The sequence below is a fragment of the Paraburkholderia sediminicola genome, assembly GCF_046026855.1.
Lineage (GTDB): Bacteria > Pseudomonadota > Gammaproteobacteria > Burkholderiales > Burkholderiaceae > Paraburkholderia > Paraburkholderia sediminicola_A.
Genome location: NZ_JAQQET010000001.1, coordinates 220,685 through 239,997, shown reverse-complemented (window position 1 = coordinate 239,997; position 19,313 = coordinate 220,685). Strand labels below are relative to the sequence as shown.

General features: G+C 63.3%; 16 protein-coding genes. 5 read left to right on the top strand and 11 right to left on the bottom strand.

Going from position 1 to position 19,313, the window contains the following annotated elements; genetic code table 11:
* Positions 1-150: 150 nt before the first annotated feature.
* From PQR40_RS01020 to PQR40_RS00990, 7 genes are all read right to left on the bottom strand, one after another.
* Positions 151-2,373 (bottom strand): xanthine dehydrogenase family protein molybdopterin-binding subunit, encoded by a 2,223-nt coding sequence (locus tag PQR40_RS01020; protein WP_408508236.1) that lies wholly within the window; start codon positions 2,371-2,373, stop codon positions 151-153.
* Entirely contained in the window at positions 2,370-3,371 is a 1,002-nt protein-coding gene (locus PQR40_RS01015) for an FAD binding domain-containing protein (protein ID WP_408339927.1), read from the bottom strand. Before PQR40_RS01015 ends, PQR40_RS01020 begins: the two co-directional genes overlap by 4 nt.
* A gap of 13 nt (positions 3,372-3,384) precedes the next feature.
* On the bottom strand, positions 3,385-4,134 hold the full coding sequence (locus tag PQR40_RS01010) for a 2Fe-2S iron-sulfur cluster-binding protein (protein ID WP_408393873.1): 750 nt from the start codon (positions 4,132-4,134) through the stop codon (positions 3,385-3,387).
* Positions 4,135-4,532: 398 nt separating this feature from the next.
* Positions 4,533-5,216: a Fe2+-dependent dioxygenase gene (locus PQR40_RS01005; RefSeq protein ID WP_408393871.1), complete on the bottom strand. Its 684-nt coding sequence runs from the start codon at positions 5,214-5,216 to the stop codon at positions 4,533-4,535.
* Entirely contained in the window at positions 5,213-5,968 is a 756-nt protein-coding gene (locus PQR40_RS01000) for a tetratricopeptide repeat protein (protein ID WP_408508336.1), read from the bottom strand. Before PQR40_RS01000 ends, PQR40_RS01005 begins: the two co-directional genes overlap by 4 nt.
* A 10-nt stretch (positions 5,969-5,978) precedes the next feature.
* Positions 5,979-8,228: a TonB-dependent receptor gene (locus PQR40_RS00995; RefSeq protein WP_408508235.1), complete on the bottom strand. Its 2,250-nt coding sequence runs from the start codon at positions 8,226-8,228 to the stop codon at positions 5,979-5,981.
* 332 nt (positions 8,229-8,560) lie between these two features.
* The gene (locus PQR40_RS00990; RefSeq protein WP_408508234.1) at positions 8,561-9,100 is read right to left on the bottom strand and encodes a LysR substrate-binding domain-containing protein; all 540 of its coding nucleotides are present in this window, start codon (positions 9,098-9,100) and stop codon (positions 8,561-8,563) included.
* A gap of 39 nt (positions 9,101-9,139) precedes the next feature.
* Between PQR40_RS00990 and PQR40_RS00985 the strand changes: the two genes are divergently transcribed.
* Entirely contained in the window at positions 9,140-9,559 is a 420-nt protein-coding gene (locus PQR40_RS00985) for a zinc-binding dehydrogenase (RefSeq protein WP_408508233.1), read from the top strand.
* An 18-nt stretch (positions 9,560-9,577) separates the two neighbouring features.
* Here PQR40_RS00985 and PQR40_RS00980 read toward each other — a convergent pair whose 3' ends face one another.
* Together PQR40_RS00980 and PQR40_RS00975 are read right to left on the bottom strand one after the other, a co-directional pair.
* Entirely contained in the window at positions 9,578-11,041 is a 1,464-nt protein-coding gene (locus PQR40_RS00980) for an amino acid permease (protein WP_408508232.1), read from the bottom strand.
* Positions 11,042-11,277: 236 nt separating this feature from the next.
* Positions 11,278-12,570 carry an aspartate carbamoyltransferase gene (locus PQR40_RS00975; protein WP_408237178.1) on the bottom strand — a complete coding sequence of 431 codons (1,293 nt, stop codon included), beginning with the start codon at positions 12,568-12,570 and terminating at the stop codon, positions 11,278-11,280.
* 409 nt (positions 12,571-12,979) lie between these two features.
* On the opposite strand from PQR40_RS00975, the gene dapA reads away from it, so the two are divergent.
* From dapA to PQR40_RS00955, 4 genes are all read left to right on the top strand, one after another.
* A complete protein-coding gene (dapA, locus tag PQR40_RS00970; RefSeq protein WP_408237175.1) occupies positions 12,980-13,903 on the top strand; it encodes a 4-hydroxy-tetrahydrodipicolinate synthase in 924 nt (307 codons plus the stop codon).
* A 356-nt stretch (positions 13,904-14,259) separates the two neighbouring features.
* On the top strand, positions 14,260-15,246 hold the full coding sequence (locus PQR40_RS00965; protein ID WP_408237172.1) for a M23 family metallopeptidase: 987 nt from the start codon (positions 14,260-14,262) through the stop codon (positions 15,244-15,246).
* Positions 15,239-15,637, top strand: a complete 399-nt coding sequence (locus tag PQR40_RS00960) for a hypothetical protein (RefSeq protein WP_408485476.1) — start codon at positions 15,239-15,241, stop codon at positions 15,635-15,637. The genes PQR40_RS00965 and PQR40_RS00960 overlap by 8 nt, the downstream gene beginning before the upstream one ends.
* Positions 15,638-15,794: 157 nt before the next feature.
* Positions 15,795-16,226, top strand: a complete 432-nt coding sequence (locus PQR40_RS00955) for a bactofilin family protein (protein ID WP_408237166.1) — start codon at positions 15,795-15,797, stop codon at positions 16,224-16,226.
* Between the two features lie 16 nt (positions 16,227-16,242).
* Here PQR40_RS00955 and PQR40_RS00950 read toward each other — a convergent pair whose 3' ends face one another.
* Both PQR40_RS00950 and PQR40_RS00945 read right to left on the bottom strand, forming a co-directional pair.
* Complete coding sequence (locus tag PQR40_RS00950) at positions 16,243-17,049, bottom strand: hypothetical protein (protein WP_408508231.1); 807 nt, start codon at positions 17,047-17,049, stop codon at positions 16,243-16,245.
* Positions 17,050-17,166: 117 nt separating this feature from the next.
* Positions 17,167-19,236: a putative bifunctional diguanylate cyclase/phosphodiesterase gene (locus tag PQR40_RS00945; RefSeq protein ID WP_408508230.1), complete on the bottom strand. Its 2,070-nt coding sequence runs from the start codon at positions 19,234-19,236 to the stop codon at positions 17,167-17,169.
* Positions 19,237-19,313 lie beyond the last annotated feature (77 nt).

Here is a 19,313-nt window from a genome sequence, read left to right as displayed (position 1 = left end):
GTAGACAGAATGAGACCGATTGTGCGTTGCAACGCATCGTCAGGCAAGCGGCAATACATAAGCCGGCGTGTGCCGTCATGCTCGATCAGACAGGTCGCGAGGGAGTGCGTAGGCACCAGGGCCGTGCATGCGCAGGGCCCCGACTCCACCTCATACCTGCATCGTCTCCATCACCTTATCGAGCGTCACCGGCAGATCGCGCACGCGTACGCCGGTCGCGTGATACACCGCATTCGCAATCGCCGCCGACACGCCGGTGATGCCGATCTCGCCGATGCCGCGTACGCCGAGCGAGTTGATATACGGATCGGGCCGATCGATGAAGGTGATATCGAGCGAGCCGATATCGGCATTCACCGGCACGTGATACTCGGCGAGATTCGCGTTGGTGAAGCGCCCATAGCGTGTATCGAGCGAAGTTTCCTCCTGGAGCGCCGCCCCCACGCCCCATACGATGCCACCCATCAACTGGCTGTGCGCGGTCTTCTGATTCAGCACGCGTCCCACGTCATACACACCGACCACGCGTGCCACGCGGATCGTGCCGAGGTCCGCATCGACGTGGACTTCGGCGAACACCGCGCCGAACGAATGGAGCGAGTACTTCTGCTTCTCGTCACCCGGTTTGACCGTCACGGTGGCTTCGATCGGCTTGCCGCCTGAGCGCGCGATGATCGCCGCCGCCGGATCGCGCTTCGTGGGTTGCGAGCGGCTCATGACCCAGCCGTTTTCCACCGTGATGTCGTCGAGTGCGATGCCGTGCACCGGTGAGGCCGCGTCGGCAAGCGCTAGCGCGATCAACTGATTGCGCGCCTGAATCGCGGCATCGCGCACGGCCGGCGAGACGCTGGCCGCCGATTGCGAGCCGCCTGACCCCGGCGCTTTCGGCAGCGACGAATCACCGAGCGCGAAGTGGATATTTTCCGGTGCGAAGCCGAGTGCATCGGCAGCCACCTGGGTCATCACCGTGTAGGTGCCGGTCCCGAGGTCCTGGGTGCCGGAGGCAACCATCGCGGTGCCGTCCGGCAGAATCCGCGCGATGGCCGCGGCTTCGCTGCGATTGGCCGGATAGGTCGCCGTCGCCATGCCCATGCCGATCAAGGTGTTGCCGGCGCGCATCGAACGCGGCGTGGGTGTGCGTCGCGACCAGCCGAATTTCTCGGCGCCGATCTGATAACACTCGCGCAGCGACTTGCTCGACCAGGGCTTGTTTTCCTGCGGATCGGCGTCGGCGTAGTTCTTGATGCGCAGCGCGAGCGGGTCCATTTTCAACGCGACCGCGAGTTCGTCCATCGCCGATTCGATCGCGAACGAGCCGGTTGCCTCGCCGGGTGCGCGCATGAAGGTCGGCGTGCCGACATTGAGCGGCACGATACGGTGCGTGGTGACCTGATTGGGCACCGCGTACAGCATGCGGGTGACCATGCAGCAGGTCTCGGTCCAGTCTTCGATCATCGACGTGTTCGAGATGCTGTCGTGGCGCATCGCGGTCAACGTACCGTCGTGGCGCGCGGCGAGGACGAAATGTTGCTCGGTACGCGGACGTCCGCCAACCGGGCCGAACATCTGCGGCCGCTCCAGGACGAGCCGCACCGGACGCCCGGTCTGTTTCGCCGCCATCGCGCACAAGGCCACATGCGACCACGATGAGCCCTTGCAGCCGAAGCCGCCGCCGATAAACGGCGAGATTACGCGTACATCGCCGGCCGGCATGCCGAATGTCCTGGCGACCGCCTGCGCCGCGTTGCTGACGCCTTGCGTCGAGTCATAGAGCGTGAGTTGCGGACCGTCCCAGCGCGCCATCGTCGCGTGGGGCTCCATGGGGTTGTGGTGTTCCATTGGCGTCGTGTAAACAGCATCGATGTGTACCGCGCCGCTGCGCATGCCGTCTTCGAAGCTGCCGCGCTGCGTGTCGGTTGTGCGGCCCTGCGGTTTGTCCGGCGCGTGTCCGTTCGGCTTGGCCAGCGTGAAGTCGAGTGTCGCGGCCGTGCCTTGATAGGTGATGCGCAGTTGGCGCGCTGCATCGGTGGCATGTTCGAGCGTATCGGCGACCACCACCGCGACCGGCTCGTTGTTGTAGTTAATCTGGTTGTCCTGCAGCAGTGACAAACGGCGGCCGGCCGGCGGCGCCAACGCGGGTTTGCCGCCGTTCGGCAGGCGCGGCGCGTTCTGGTACGTCATCACCAGCAGCACGCCGGGCAGCGCCTGCGAACGGCTCGCATCGATCGATGCAATCGTGCCACGCGCAATCGTGCTCGTGACGAGCACCGCATGCGCGAGCCGTGCTTCGGGAAACTCGCCGGCATAGCGCGCTTCGCCGGTGACTTTCAGCAGACCGTCGATGCGGTCGAGCGGTTGACCGATCAGATTCATGCGACACCTCCGGTGCGGCCCGCGGCCTGGTTCACTGCGCGCACAATCGCGCGTTGCGCGAGCTGCACCTTGAAACGATTGTCGTGCTGTGGTCTGGCATCGCGTAGCGCGGCGGCAGCAGCGTTATGCAGCGTCGCCTGCGTGAGCGGCTGGCCATTGAGCATCTGCTCGGCGGCGCTCGCGCGCCACGGTTTGTGCGCGACGCCGCCTAATGCGATGCGCGCGGTTGTCACGTGGTTGCCGTCCATCTGCAAAGCGGCGGCCACCGAGACCAGCGCAAATGCGTAACTGGCGCGGTCACGTACTTTCAGGTAGTGGGCGTGCGTGCTGAACAAAGGTGGCGGTAAATCGACAGCGGTAATCAACTCACCCGCCTGCAATGTCGTATCGACATCGGGCCGGTCACCGGGGAGCCGATGAAAGTCAGCAAACGGAATGGTCCGTTCGCCTGCGGGGCCATTTACGCGCACGACGGCGTCGAGCGCGGCAAGCGCCACGCTCATATCCGATGGATTCACGGCGATGCATTGCGGACTCGCACCGAGAATCGCGTGCGTGCGATTGTGGCCTTCGAGCGCCGCACAACCGCTGCCGGGTATGCGCTTGTTGCACTGTGTGAAGGCGGTGTCGTAAAAGTAGCCGCAGCGGGTGCGTTGCAACAGATTGCCCCCCACCGTCGCCATATTGCGCAGTTGCGACGAGGCGCCCGCCAGGAATGCCTGCGACAGCAGCGGATACTGCTCGCGCACCAGCGCATGATTGGCCGCATCGCTATTGCGCACCAGAGCGCCGATGCGGATGCCGCCGTTCGGTAGCGTGGTGACCGTATCGAGCCCGCTGATGTGCGTGATATCGATCAGGCGCATCGGCCGCGCCACGCCGCCTTTCATCAGGTCGAGCAGATTCGTGCCGCCGCCGATGAACACTGCACCCGGTTGCTGCGCCGCGCGCACGGCACCGGCGACATCGCTAGCGCGTTCGTAAGAGATCGCATCCATGCTGGTCGCTCCGTCAGGCGTTGACGCTGTTATCGCCGCCGTTGCGGCTGGCGCTTGCGCTGTTCTGCCCGCTGCCCTCATGCACGGCGCGCACCGCCGCGACGATATTCGCGTACGCACCGCAGCGGCAGATGTTGCCGCTCATGCGTTCGCGGATCTCGTCGTCGGAAAGTTGCGGCGGACGGCTGCGGACATCGGCGGTCACGGTGCTGGCCGTGCCGTTACGGAATTCGTTGAGCAGGGCAGTCGCGGAACACAACTGCCCGGGCGTACAGTAGCCGCACTGGAACGCATCGTGTTCGATGAAGGCTCGTTGCATCGGACTCAGCACGCCGTTGCTGGCGAGTCCTTCAACCGTCGTGATGGTCTCGCCTTCATGCATCACGGCGAGCGTCAGGCAGGAATTGATGCGGCGGCCGTCGGCGATCACCGTGCATGCGCCGCATTGTCCACGGTCACAGCCTTTCTTCGTACCCATCAGGCCCGCGTATTCGCGCAGCGCATCGAGCAAGGTCACGCGCGGCTCGAGTTGCAGCGTGTAAGCGCGGCCGTTGACGGTCAGCGTGACCGGGCGGCCCGGCACAGGTGCACGGACTTCGGCGGGCGGCGGCGCGGCCGGAGTTTGTGTTTGCGCGCGCAAATGCGGCGCCACCCCGACTGTGGCAGCAGCGGCAGCCGATTGCAGAAAGCGGCGGCGAGACGGTTGGGGTGGCGTGGCGGCGGGCTCGTCGCCCGAATCCTGACGTTTGTTTGTCGTGGACATGACGGTCTGCTGGCTCCATTGAAAGGTCAATGCAGGCTGGCGAGATGCGGCTATCCGACGTGCGGGTAACCGACATGCGGGTAACCGACGTGCGGGTATCCGATGCTTCGGATACCCGTATGTCGGCATCCGAAGCGTCGCGGTCTAACTCATCACTCAGCAATTTCGGTGCCGTCGCGAATGCGACGGTATGTCGGCGCGGCGCAGTTGCTTCCGCCATAACCCGCTAGTGAGCCATGGTGAACCGGATCGAAGCGTGGAAGCGCCGCTAAAAATGCAGTGTCGCGCACCAACCACGCACGTTGCGCTTAACTAACTGGAAAGTAAATACACGGACGTGCCTTCTTTCTGGGTGCAAAAAGAAAGACTGTTTTGTGCGGGACGAGGAGTCCGCTCAATCAGGCGTCGGCCCAGCGGCGCAGCAGATTGTGATAGATGCCGGTGAGACTTACTACGGTTGCGTCGTTCGAACCTTTTTCGGCAGCCAGACGTTGCACGTCGTTGTCGAGTTGAAACAGCATGGCGCGTTCGCCGTCGTCGCGCACCATGCTCTGGATCCAGAAGAAAGACGCGACCCGCACGCCACGCGTGACGGGACTCACGTGATGCAGGCTCGAAGCGGGGTAGAGCACCATGTCGCCGGCCGGCAGCTTCGAGCGATGCACACCGTAGGTGTCTTCGACGCAGAGTTCGCCGCCGTCGTAGGTATCCGGCTCAGCGAGAAATAGCGTGGCCGATAGATCGCTGCGGATACGGAAGTCGGTGCCACGCAACTGGCGGATCGCGTTGTCCACATGCGTGCCGAAACCGTCGCCGCCTGCGTAGCGGTTAAAGAGCGGTGGAAAGACTTTCAGCGGCAATGCGGCGGAAAAGAAACGCGGATTGCAGCCGAGTGCGTCCTGAATCGCATCGCCCACCGCGCGCGCGGCGGGGGAGCCTTCGGGCAACTGCTGGTTGCGCTTGGCCTGCGCGGACTGTGCGCCGGAAGTCGCATTGCCGTCGATCCATTGGGCCGCGTCGAGGATTTCGCGGCATTGCGCGACCTGTTGTTTGCTGAGTACGCCTTGCAGATGCAGCATCATGTGATGTCCGCACGCATATCTGCATAGATGCCTTTAGCCAGCGCACGAAATGCGCTGACCGGCGAAGCGGCAAGCCACGCCTGCATCTTCGCAACGAACGCGGTTGTTGCCGTGTGCGGCACACGCCGCAACCATGTCAGCGCGGCTTCGATCTCACCGCGACCGGCCAGTAGCCGCGCATAGTTGAACTGGCCGCGGAAGTCACCGCCCACTGCCGCGCGATGGTAATAGTCGAGCGCGATGCTTAGGTCGGCTTCGACTTCCCAGCCGTCTTCGTAAAAGCTGCCGATAAAGTTGAGCGACTTTACGTGACCCATTTCGGCGGCGCGCCGGAACCATTGCAGTGCCTGCGCGCGATCGCACTCCAGACCATTGCCGAGCGCCAATGCGGACGCATAGTTATACATGCCCCAATCGAGTCCCGCCTGCGCCGCGAGCCGGTACCAGTAGACTGCCACTGGCGCGCACGCGATGGTTCCCCAGCCGTGTTCGTAGCATCGGCCCAGCATGTTCATCGCCATCGGATGATCCCGCCGGGCCGCGTGCTTGAACCACGTCACCGCTTCTTCAGCATTGCGTTCCACGCCGTGACCGTCGAGCAGATACTGGCCATATACCGCCTGCGCTTCGACGATGCCGTTATGCGCGGCCGCTGCTACCCACGCGGCGGCCTGAGCGGGCGGCCCGGAGAGAATCGCGGCGAGCTCGTCATGCGAGACGTTCGCCAGCGCCTTCAGCGTCACCTGTTCCATCATGCCGTGCCTAGTAATGCGCGTTGAGCGTCAGAAAGGCGGAACGGCCGGCTGCGATCGACGCGTAGTGCGCGGGATAGGCCTGATCGTAGTACGTCCGGTTGAAGATGTTCTGCACGTTCAGTTGCAGATCGACCTTCTTGTTGATCCGGTACGTCGCCATGCCGTCGAAGCGCCAGTACGAGGGCACTGCACGCAGATTCGCCGTGTCGCCGTACACCTGCGACATGTAGAACGCGCCGCCGCCGATCGTGAACTTCGGCAGCACGTCGTAGTTGGTCCACAGGCTGATGCTGTTCTTCGGCGTGTTCGGGAACTGATGGCCGTTGTCCGAGGTGGTCTTGCCGTTGTCGCGCAACTGGCTCTTCATATACGTGTAACCGCCGAACACCTGCCACTTGTTCGTCAATTGCCCGGCCACGCCGAATTCGAAACCTTGTACGCGCTTGTTGCCGACCATCGCGTATTCGTTGTTCGGCAGCGTGACGCGGGCGTTGGTCGTGTCGATCTGGAACAGCGCGCCCGTCAGCGAGAGGTGGTTGTTCAGCACATTCCACTTGGTGCCGAGTTCGACGCTGCGGTTCTTTTCCGGCGCAAGCTGATCCGCGTTCGCACCGACACCGCCACGGCCCGGCGTTAGCGATTGCGTTTCGCTGCCCTGGCCGAGCAGGGCGCCGGCCGGCGTCGACGACGTCGCGATCGATGCATACACGCTGCCATTGGAAGCCGGTTTGAAGACGAGGCCGAACTGGTAGTTGAACAGCGTGTCGTCGCGCGAGGTGCGCTTGCCGCCGTTGGCAACCGTGTTGCGGAAATCGGTCGAGTAATCGTCGACGCGCAATCCGACGTTGGCCTGCCAACGTTTCGTGAGTTCGATCGTATCGAATGCGTACAGCGATTTGGTAGTGGTGCGCTGCTCGCTCGGATCATTCGCTTTACTAACCGAACCGGCCCACGGATCGTTCGGATTCGGCGACCACAGGCTGGTGCAGTTATAACCCGACGCCGCGCCGATGCCCCTGGTTTTGCAGATCGCGCCGGTGGCCGCAGCCACGGCGTACGAATCGTTCACGCTGGTTTCGCGCGACAGTTCGAGGCCGGTGGTGAAGCTGTGCTTCAGGAACCCGGTCCTGAACTCGCCGAACAGTTCGGTCTGGTTCGCGAGGCTGTAGACGTCGCTGGCACGCGTATTCGCGCGGCGCCACACCATACCGTTGACGACGTTGCCCTGGCTGTCGTCCGGCTGGGTCCAGATGTAGTCCTGGGTGGACTTCGTATAACGCGTGGTGTTGCGGATCGTCAGGTTGCTGTTGATGTCGTGTTCGATGCGCACCGTGCCGACGTCCGAGGTCGTCTTGCGGAAATCGCGGTCGATCAGGCCGTAAAAGTTGTGACGATCCACGTTGGCCGGATAGATCGTGTCGACGTTGGCCGGCTTGTTGGTGGTCGTGTAGAAGTACGGAATACCACTGTCGGGCAGGTCGTCGGTCGAGAGATGGTAGTAGCTCGCCGTGACGCGGGTCGGCGTGCCGAGGCCGTAGGTGAACGACGGCGCGATGCCCCAGCGCTCGTTGTTGACTGCGTCGCGGCCGGCCACGTCGTTGTTGTGGCTCATCACGTTCAGGCGGAACGCCGCGTGATCGGCCATTTGCCAGTTGCCGTCCGCGGTGAAGCGGCGGTAGCGGTCGGTGCCGAGGCCCGCGCTGCCGTCGGCGGAATTGCCCAGATGCGGGGTCTTGGTGATCAGGTTGATGCTGCCGCCGGCGCCGCCGCGGCCGCCATAGGCGCCGTCCGAACCCTTGGTCACCTCGACGCTTTCGATATTGAACACTTCACGGGTGGTCGCGCCGATGTCACGCATGCCGTCGACGAAGGTGCTGCCCTGCGCGTCGTAGCCGCGAATGAAGGGCCGGTCGCCGAGCGGATTGCCGCCTTCGCCGGCACCGAAGGTAATGCCCGGCACCGTGCGCAGCGCTTCGGTCAGTGTCGACGCACCGGTGCTCCTGATCAACTCCTGCGGAATCACGGTCACGGACTTCGGCGTATCGACCAGCGGGGCGGTGAATTTGACCGAGGCCGAATGATCGGTCTTGAAGCCGTCGTCCGCCTGGCCTTGTACGGCGATCGGCGCAAGCTGGCTCTCCTTGTCGGGCGGCGCCGTGACGGCCGTGCCCTGCGCGAGAGCGGGACCGGCCGCCAACATGCCGCACAGGGTCGTGCTGATTTTGCCGAGCTTCGGTTCGTCGGACCGCAACTTCATTTTTATCCCCATCGTTGAGTGCTGGTGCCCGGGTGAGCAATGCATTCCTTACCCGAACATTCCATATTTATTACAAAGTGTTTTCGGCGAGCATTCTATGCAATATGCTTGTAATTGAGAAGCGTTCTCATCATAAAAATTCAGAATGTGAGATTTGAACCATGAGCCGCCGCATGAAGTTGGCAGGGTGATCGACGAGGATGGGCGGGGAAGGCGTGGGTTTGGCGACTGCGGAGACATGGCGACGAATTTACGTCCGTCGCGCGAGCGGCTTTTGTTGTACGTGATACGCCGCTTCTGATTGAAGGGCGGACTGTATCCGCCTTGATTTCTTACTGTGCCGCCAACCCGGCCAGCGTCTCCCGCAGCCACACCAGCGCCGGATCGGCCTGGTTACGCGGATGCCATCCCGCGTACAACGTGAAGCCGCGCGCGTCGAACGGCAGCGCGAAGATATCGAGCCGATCGACGTAGCGGGCCGCGAAGCGCGACGGCAGTGTGGAAACATAGTCGGTGTTCGACAACAGATCAGGCACCAGTGTGAAGTGCTGGACCGACAGCGCGACGCGTCGCTCGCGGCCGAGTTCGTCGAGATGCTCATCCATGAAGCCGTGAAAGCTGCCGCCGCTGGTCGACACGAGTACGTGGTCGAGCGCGCAGTAGGTGTCGAGATCGAGTGGCGCAGTGCCGCGCAGGTGGCCCTTGCGCTGCACGAACACGAAATGCTCGTCGTAGAGCTTGCGGGCTTTCATCGACGGCGGAATCATCCGGTCGGAACCTAGCAGCAGGTCGATTTCGCCGCTTTCGAGCCGTGACGCGGCGGTGGGCTGGTCGCCGATCACAAACGCCACGCGCGCCTGGAACCGCTGCAAGCGTTGGTCGAGCAGGGGTGCGGGCGTGTGGTGCCCGTCGTGCTGAGCGGCGACGCCGCGCAAGATACTGCGGCGATTCGCACCGCAAGCGGTGGCGGCGCGGACCTCGCGTTCGACATGGTCGGGCAGGCCACCGACGCGAACGCGACCCTCGTCGCATTGCGCAGCCTGCGCCGCGGCGGGCGGCTCGTGCTGATGGGCAGCATGCAAGTGGACTTGCCGATTCCGTACAGGGAGATGTTGCTGAACAACTGGGAATTGATCGGCCACTTCATGTACACGCGCGCCGATTATCTCGCGCTGGTTTCGCTCGTGACATCCGGACAGGTTCCGCTCGAGGCGGTCGAGTTGAAGTCGTATCCGTTCGCCCAGCTCGAAGCGGCCATCGACGCTGCCGGCCGCATGTCGGGTCTGCAATGCACGGTCGTGGAAGGCCAGTCCCCACAAGCGTGGGGTTGAGCACGACGCGTTGGAATCTCAGTCGGGAGCCCGTTCCGGATGGCGAAGGCGCGAATGATTGCGGCCGTAGATTCCATAGATGACGAGCCCGATCACGAGCCAGACAACGAGCCGTAGCCACGTGACGAGCGGCAGGCCGGCCATCAGCAGGAGGCAAAACAGAATCCCGAGGATCGGGATCACCGGCACGCCCGGCGCGCGGAACGGCCTGGAGGCGCCCGCGTCGCTGCGGCGCAGATAGATCACGGCGCCGCAGACGAGAATGAACGCGAACAGGGTGCCGATGCTGACCATCTCGCCTAGCACGTTGATCGGTGTGAACGCGGCCACAATCGCGACGATGGCGCCGATCATCATCTGGCTCAGATGGGGTGTTTGCAGACGCGGGTGGACGCGCGCGAACAGGTGCGGCAGGAGGCCATCCTGTGACATCGTGAAGAAGATGCGGCTCTGGCCATACAGCAGCACGAGTATCACGGTCGTTAAGCCGGTCAGCGCGCCGATCTTGATGAGCACGGAAAACCAGGTGACGCCGATCGCATCGACACCTTTCGCGATCGGGTCCGGGACGTTGAGCTCGGCATACGGAACGAGTCCCGTCAGCACGCCCGCGACCGCGATGTAGAGCACGGTACAAACCACCAGCGAGCCCAGAATGCCAATCGGCATGTCGATCTGCGGCTTGCGTGCCTCCTGGGCCGCGGTGGACACCGCATCGAAGCCGATGAAAGCGAAGAATACGACGGCCGAACCGCGGAGAATGCCGCTCGCGCCGAAATTGCCGAATTCGCCGGTATTTTGCGGAATGAATGGATGCCAGTTGGCCGGATGCACAAAGAAGGCGCCGATAACGATGAACGCCAGCACCACGGTCAGTTTGATCGCCACCATGATGTTGTTGAGCCGCGCCGACTCCTTGGTGCCGAGCACGAGCAAGGTGGTCAGCACGGCAATAATGAAGACCGCCGGCAAATTGACGATCCCGGCCACCGTGCTGCCATCGGCAAGCGTTACCGTGGTGCCGGGCGCAGCCGCCATGGTGGGCGGAATGTTAATCCCGACGTTGTGCAACAGGCTCACGATATAGCCCGACCAGCCGACCGCAACGGTCGCCGCGCCCATCGCATATTCGAGGATCAGATCCCAGCCGATGATCCACGCGAATAATTCGCCAAGCGTGGCATAGGTGTAGGTATAACTGCTGCCGCAGACCGGCAGCATGGCAGCCAGTTCGGAGTAGCAGAGTCCGACAAAGGCGCAGGCGATCCCGCCGAGCACAAACGAAAGAATGATGCTCGGCCCCGCATAATGCGCCGCGGCCGTGCCGGTCAGAACAAAGATTCCGGCGCCGATGATCGCGCCGATACCCATCGCCGTAATGCTGAGCGCACCCAGCGACTTCGACAGTTGCCGTTCACCGCTCTCCGCGCTTGCGACAATAGCGGCGACGGATTTGCGCGCCATGTAACTCGTGTCAGCCATGATGAGTCGTCCAGTTCGTATGTTGGTGAATCCGAAATCAAATCGATTCGTGACGCACTGCAATAAGCGACTTCTTTAAAGACGACTGACACTGTTGATGTTGCGGTTGAGGAGGGATCCGACGAATCCAGTCTAGTCCGGATTTAATCCGGTGTGTATTGAAGATGGATCTTGCGGATGCCGAAGCGGCCTTGCGGGTGAGCCGCAAGGCCGCCTTTCAATCATCTGAATCCTGATCAATCGATGCCGTGAAACACCGCGTCGTCCGGACCGAGATACACGGGCGGGCGCCACGCGGCGTCGCGCATCGAGTGCTGAACCAGCTTTTCGACGCCCAGCAGCACTGCGAAAATCGCCATCCGCACCGGAATGCCGTTATCGGTTTGCCGGAAAATCGCAAGGCGCGAATCGTGATTCAGATCGACGCTCAGATCATTCGCGCCCGGCCGGCTGTCGCGTGGCAGCGGGTGCATGATCAGCGTATCGGCGCCGCACACGCTGTCCATCAGCGCCTGATTGATCTGGAAATCCGGCGTATAGCCTTCGAACGATTCGTCGGTGAAGCGCTCTTTCTGGATGCGTGTGGCGTACACCACGTCGGCGCCGCGCAACCCGGCGGGCAGGTCATGGGTCTGCTCGATCACGTGATCGTTGCGTGAAATCTGCTCGATGATGTAGCTCGGCATTTCGAGCATGGGCGGCGAGATCAGCGTGAACTTGATGCCGCGATACAGCGCCAGCAGCTTGACCAGCGAATGCACCGTGCGGCCATATTTCAGGTCGCCGACCAGCGCGATATGCGCACCGTCGACGATCTTGCCGAGCCGCGAGAACTCGCGCTGGATCGTGTACAGGTCGAGCAGCGCCTGGCTCGGATGCTCGCCCGGGCCGTCGCCGCCGTTGATCACCGGCACGTTGGTCGCGCGCGCGAATTCGGCCACCGAGCCTTGTTCCGGATGACGGATCACCAGCGCATCCACGTAGCCGCTCATCACGCGGCTCGTGTCGTAGATCGACTCGCCCTTGGCCATTGACGAAAATGTGAAGCCGGTGGTGTCGCACACCGAGCCGCCGAGCCGGCAGAACGCCGCGCCGAAGCTCACGCGAGTCCGCGTGCTGGCTTCGAAAAACAGATTGCCGAGCACCGCGCCTTCGAGCACGCGGGAGATTTTGCGGCGCCGCGCGATCGGCTGCATGATGTCGGCGACGCGAAACAGCGCCTCGACCGAGTCGCGCGAGAACTGGTCGACCGACAGCAACTGTGGCTTGCCTTCGAACAGCATCTGGCTCGCAAGCGACTGCGAGTCTACGCTTTGCGTATACTTTTCGCCCGGCTCGCCATGTACCACGATTTCCGACACAAAACGCTCCACGATCTCCGGCATGGCCCGCGATTCCTGCGAATCGTCTGGCAGCAGCCATGTGTCGAGTGCGCGGCGCGATACGCCGATGCGGCTCGCGAACGTGTCGCGGGTCATATTCAGACGACGCATCGCGTCGCGTAGGAAGGCTTGTTGCGGGACGCTCATGCGGGCACCTGTCGGGAGTGGGTCGCGTACCGGTCATGTACGCGGTGCGTATATTAGTTTTCCTGTCGCAGAAGTCAAGCAATTTTGCGAGTTTGGCAAACCCGTTTGCCAACCCGCTTTGCAAACTCAAGCCGGACGCGGTTACACTGCGCTTCATGCATCCCGGCCAAACGCTCCGACTCCGTCCGTCAACCCTTGCACGTCTCGCTTTTGCGAGCGTCGTGGTCGCACGCGCGAATGTCGCGAGCGTTAGCGCCAAAGCCAAAAAACAGCCGCTCATCTGACCGGAGCACGCTGTTCCGTCAGATGTGCGACGGAACAGCCGGTCAACGCCCGCCTGCGGCATTCCCTGTTTTTCCTCCCTCGCACCGCTGATTGGAATCGATACGGTCGTCATCGAGGTAAAGACATGTCTATTTTTTCGGGTATCTGGGTTCCGCTCATCACGCCGTTCGCCGATGGCGAGGTGGATCACGCCGCGCTGCGCACGCTGGTGCGCCGCTATGCCGACGCGGGTATTGCCGGGCTGGTCGCGCTCGGCACGACCGGCGAGCCGGCCGCGCTCGACGCCGCCGAACAGGACGCCGTGCTCGCGACGATTCTCGACGAAGCGCAAGCCGTCGACCGCGGCACAGTTGACGCACAAGCACTGCCGGTGCTGGTCGGCGTGTCGGGCAATCACACAGGGAGCATGAAGGAGCGCATCGGGCAACTGAATCCACTGCCGATCGCCGGTGTGCTGATGGCCGCGCCGTACTACATCCGGCCTTCGCAAGCCGGCATCGTCGGGCATTTCATGGCGCTTGCCGATGCGAGCGACAAGCCTGTCGTGCTGTACGACATTCCCTATCGGACCGGCGTGCGGCTCGAACTCGAGACGTTGCTGACGCTCGCCGCACATCCGCGGATTCAGGCGGTGAAGGATTGCGCCGGTTCGCTCGATACCACGCTCGCGCTGATTCGCGACGGCCGCTTGCAGGTGCTCGCCGGCGAAGACATCAATATCTTCAATACTTTGTGTCTGGGTGGGAGTGGGGCGATCGCGGCCTCGGCGCATGTGCGGCCGGAACGGTTCGTTGCGCTGTATCGTGCGCTGTCCGCGGGCCGGCTCGACGAAGGACGACGCATTTTTCATGCGCTAGTACCGCTGATCCAGGCGTTGTTCGCCGAACCGAATCCGGCGCCGGTTAAGGCCCTGCTCGCCGTGCAAGGCCTGATACGCGACGAGTTGCGCATGCCGATGACGCCCGCCGGCGATGCGCTGGTCGCGCGGCTCAGGGCATTGGAAGGGCTTGATCGGATCGAGCCGCAGGCGGTGGCATTGTCCGCTTGAGTGCCGATGCGCTTGCCGTGCGCATCGGAGCACAACGCGCACGGCAAGCTCGCCGCATCCGCAGACCGCATCTGATGCGCGGCATCCGGCATCCGGCACACGCCATCTGCCGTCTCGCAGTGCCGTCTGTATTTGAGATGATGGTTCGTGATGCCAGGCGATAATCGTCGCCCTTTGTTCATTATCGCAACCGGTATTTTGTCCGGTCGATGCCACATGCAGTTAGTCTTGTCCACCAATCTCCTGTGCCGCTTCAGCATACCGGGCACCTCCAGCACGCCGAATACGCTGAACGTGCGTTGTGCGGCCCGTGCGCGACCTTGCACGGGCCGCATGGCGCGTTCCGGGAGCCGTTGATGTCCTCCCTGTTTCGCGGCGGCAGTCAGCTTTCCAGCGGCTCAATCAGCTTCGTCACGCGCCGCACCGCGCGGACCGTCGCGATTGCCACGGCGTTCGGCGCAGCAGCGCTGGCGCTTGCCGCGGGCATAGCGATCGGCATGCATTGGCCGGCGCACGGCGGCTCCGGCGATCAGGCCGCAAACCGTGTCGAGCACGACTATGCAATCGATCAACTCGGCAAGCTGAACGCATCCATGGCGCAGATCGAACCGCGCATCGCGCGCCTGACGATGCAGGTCGGCGCGTTGCGCGATTTCGAAGCACGTCTGAATACGCCGCGGCCGGCACCGCGCGCGCCGGTCATGCCCGCCGCGCCGGCTACGCCGGGCGCCGCCTCGGAACCCGACACATCCGCTACCGACAGCGAAGGCGAGGGCGGCCCTTCTTTGCCGCCGCGCCGCTGCACGGATGTCCTGCCGCAACCGGCCGGCCATGCCGATGCCGGGCGCACACGCCAACAATTGGACTGCATCGCCGCAACGCTGTCCGCGCTCGAGCAACAAACCGCTGACCACGCGATCGCGTATGCCGCCTTTCCCGGCCGCATGCCCGCCGATGGCGCGCGCTTCGGTTCGCCGTTCGGCAATCGCACCGATCCGTTCACGCATCGCTTGAGTTTTCACCCGGGCATCGACCTGGTCGCCAAAACCGGTACGCCGATTCTGGCGGCAGCGGGTGGCCGCGTGGTTTTCGCCGGCGAGAAGTCGGGCTATGGCAACGCGGTCGAAATCGATCACGGCAACGGCCTCGTGACGCGGTACGGCCACGCGTCGCGCATTGTCGTGCACGTCGGCGATCTGGTGCTGCCGCGCCAGTATGTTGCCGATGTCGGCTCGACCGGCCGCTCAACCGGCCCACATTTGCATTTCGAAGTGCTGGTCAACGGCGCGCCGGTCGACCCGTCTGCCTACCTTGCGCTATTTGAGCCCACGCCCCATGGTTGAACGACGTTTTTCCCGCGATGCGGGCAATCTGACCCATTGTGCCTACACGTTGCAGCCCACGCGGCCGCTCGCCTTTCGCGTGACGGTGTGGGTTCTGGTGTGCGCGCTCAGCGCGGCAGGCGGCGCGGCGGCTGTTGTGGCGTGGCACGCGCAGCACTCCGGCACGTCGACTGACCAATGCAAGGTGGCGCCCGTCGATGAAGGCAGCGAGGAGACGGAGCTTGCACGCACGCGGCTTGCGCTGGCGCAGGAATCGGTGGCGCGCGCCGCGGTGCAGAAAACCGCGGACGGCGCCGCAGCCGACGTCGCGCGATTGAGCGCCGAATTGCAGTTCCTGCGCGGTCAGAGCAAGACGAAGCCGCCGGCGCAAACGGAAGCGCCGCGCCGCTAACCGTAGGTGAGCGGCATTGGGTCAGTACGGCCAATGTCGTACTGACCCAATGCAAACAGCACTGCAAAGCGGCAAGCGCAGCAACTGATCAACCAACGCCCGGATCGTCGCCCGGCAAGCATCACGCGACGAACATTTTCATTTCCGAGAGATATTTATGTTCAGCAAGAAAAAACAGGCGGGCATCCAGCAGACCAAGCTCGCCACCCTCATCGCACACGACGTGCGGATCACGGGCGACCTCCTGTTCAGCGACGGCCTGCGCATGGACGGCCACGTCAAGGGCAATGTCAGCGGCGCGCCGGACAGCCAGACGCTGCTTGTATTGAGCGACCGGGGCTCGATAGAGGGCAACGTGCATGGCTACGACGTGGTGGTCAACGGCAGGATCGTCGGCGACGTGATCGCCGATCACTTTGTCGAGCTGCAGAGCAATGCGCATGTGACCGGCAACATCTACTACCAGCAGTTGCGAATGGATTGCGGTGCCTCGGTGGACGGCAAGCTCACCAAGCGTGAAGCCGCTCCGGCAACACCGGTTCTCGTGTCGGTCGCCGACACCGCGCGCGAGGAGCGTAAGGCCGGCTAAGCAGCCGCGCTCTGCATCAAACCGTCCCCGGCAGCGACTGGCGTTGCGTGGGTGCGTCGTGGCCGAGCATATCGCCGCGTGGCGAATGGGAACCGCGCAGTCCGCGCATTTCACGTGATTCGGCGAGACGCTCCAGCGCGCCGCGGTCGAGTGTGGCGAGCATGTCGCGTTCAACGATCAGTTGGCGCAAAGCCATCACGATCAGGCCGACAGTCAGCAGCAGATCACCGGCAAACACGACGGCGTAAACCACCGAGGTGGTCCGGGGATTGCCGTACAGCAGCGTCATGTTGGCGCGGTCGAGCGCCACGAGTACGAGCGGCACGATGGCATTGAGCGTCGCGATAGCGCTACCCAGCGCCACGAGCATACGTGCCGGTCCGAGTTGCGGACGGCGCCGGCGGTACACCTCATACAGCGTCGCCGCCCGGCACGGCGCGAAGAACAGCGCCAGCAAGCTGGCGCGGACCAGCAGCGGGGCATCCCATGCCAGCGCGCTTCCATACAGGAGGGAGAACACCGCGGTGACGACAAGACCGGCGCGCCACGGCGCCGAAGCCCCGAACAGATCGCGTGTGCCTGCCCAGATCAGAATGCGGCTTTGCAACGCCAGCGTCGCGGTGGCAAACAACAACAGATCGGTGTGCCAGATCGCATGCAACGCGAAGCATGCCGTGGCGGTGGCAAGCAGATAAAAGCCCACCGCCCAGAAGCGAAAGGCGCCGACGTGCGCAAACATGCGCGAAAGCGCGGTCGTGATGAGGGCGCTGCACAGAAACGTGATCAGCCACACCGTTTGGAACGTCGCTACGTCAATTTTCATGAAATCTCCAGGACCCAAACTGCCTGTTCCTGCTTTTCGGTAAAACGGGGCCACGCAGCGGAGTGCGCCAGATGAACAACCGAACTGCGTAGCCCTGCGAGTTTCAAATCTGGGTGCTTAGGCGGCCACCATTCTTTCACGGAGCAGCTCGCCGAAATCGTCGGCGGTGAGCGGCTTGCCTAGCAGGAAGCCCTGCATCTCGTCACACATCATCGACTTGAGCATGTCGAACTGCGATTCGGTTTCAACGCCTTCGGCCACCACGTCCATTTCCAGCGAGTGCGCGAGCGCGATTATTGCCGAAACGATCGCGCAGCCTTCCGGGCCGTGTTCGTCGAGGCCGTTTGTGAAGAAACGGTCGATCTTTAACTGCTTGACGCGAAAGCGTTGCAGATAGGCGAGGCTGGAATAGCCGGTGCCGAAATCGTCGATGGCGATTTCAAAGCCGCTGGCCTGGAATTCGCGGATCATTTCGATGGTTTTCGGCGCGTCCTGCATCGCGACGGTTTCGGTGATTTCGAACATGATCTGTTCGCATTGCACACCTTCGGCCTTTACGATCTCGAGCATCGTCGCGACGAGCTTCGGTTGCGACAACTGACGCGGCGACAGATTGATCGCCACTTTCATCGACGGCAGGCCTTGCTCGACCCAGCGGCGAATCTGCTGGCAGGTTTCGCGCAGGACCCAGTAGCCGATCTGTACGATCTGGCCCGAACGCTCGGCCAGCGGAATGAACTCGAGCGGCGCCAGCGTGCCAAGTTGCGGATGATGCAAGCGGATCAGCGCTTCGGCCCCCGCCAGTGAGTCGCCGTTGCCGTGGAACTTCGGCTGGAAATGCAGCGAGAAATGTCCGGCGGTGAGCGCCTCGTGCAGCGCACGTTGAATCTGCAGCGCGCGCGTCGCGGCTTCATTCATGCTTTGCTCGAAGAAGCGATAGGTGCTGCGGCCCGCGCGCTTGGCTTCGTACATGGCCGCGTCGGCATGTTTCAGCAGCGTGTCGACGGTATCGCCGTCGTAGGGGTAGAGCGCGATGCCGATGCTCGGCATCACCTGCAACGGTTGCGAATCGGTCCATACGCCCTGACGCATCCGCTCGAGCACGTCTTCGGCCATCGTGCCGGCGTCTTCGCGCGAAGCCAGGTTCTCGGACAGCACGACGAATTCGTCGCCGCCGAGACGCGCGACGGTATCGCTCGCCCGTACGCACAGCAGAAGACGCTGTGCGAATGCGGACAGCACTTCGTCGCCGGCCGAGTGGCCGAGCGAATCGTTGATGGTCTTGAAGCCGTCGAGATCCATGAACAGGATGGCGAACAGCGAGCGCTGCCGGCGCGCGTTTTGGATTGCGCGGTCGATGCGATCGGTGAGCGTGCTGCGGTTGGGCAGGCCCGTCAGCGTGTCGAGTGTGGCGAGCCGCACGATCTGACCGCTCAGTTTCGACACCGAGCCGATCAGAAAGCTGGTGCGTGCATCGAAACGCGAGAGGATCAGCGTGACAATCAGAATCGCGAACGTGAACAGGATCACCGAGGTGGCGAGCCACGCGGCGTCCACGCCCCTGGCCGCGCCGCACACGGCGCCGAGCGGAAACCCGGCGGCGGCCATGCCGGCGTAATGCATGCCGCTGATCGCGACGGCCATCACCAGCGCGGCGCCAAAGCGCTTGCGCACCACGTGGTGGTCATCGTCGTTGCTGAGCGCGCGGGCCATCCACAACGCCGCGGTCGACGCACCGATCGCGATCGTAAGCGAGCCGGCGAACCAGCCCGGCTGATAGTGGATGCCCGGCTCCATTTGCATCGCTGCCATGCCGGTGTAGTGCATGCTGGCGATGCCGAGGCCCATCAGCACACCGCCGGCCACGAGCCGAAGCGGCGTGAGCCGTGCGTGGGTCGTCACGACCAGCGCCAGATACGAGACACCGATCGCGAGTCCTAGCGAATAAGCGGTAGTCGCGAAGTCGTAGCCGAGCGGGATCGGCAGCGAGAAGGCGAGCATGGCGACGAAGTGCATCGACCAGATCCCGACACCGAGCGCCGCGGCGCCGCCCAGGCGCCAGGCGTGCCGCAGACGTGCCGAGGCCAACAGGAAGATGCGGCCGGTCAGATCGAGCGCCGTGTACGACGCTAGCGCCGCGACGACGAACGAGATTGCGACCAGCCAAAAATTGTATGAGCTCTGCATGTTAAGTCCAACCGCGGGAGAGGTGCGGCTGAACCTGTTATCGACAGTTCGCGGCGTTTATTTAATTGATTTTCAAT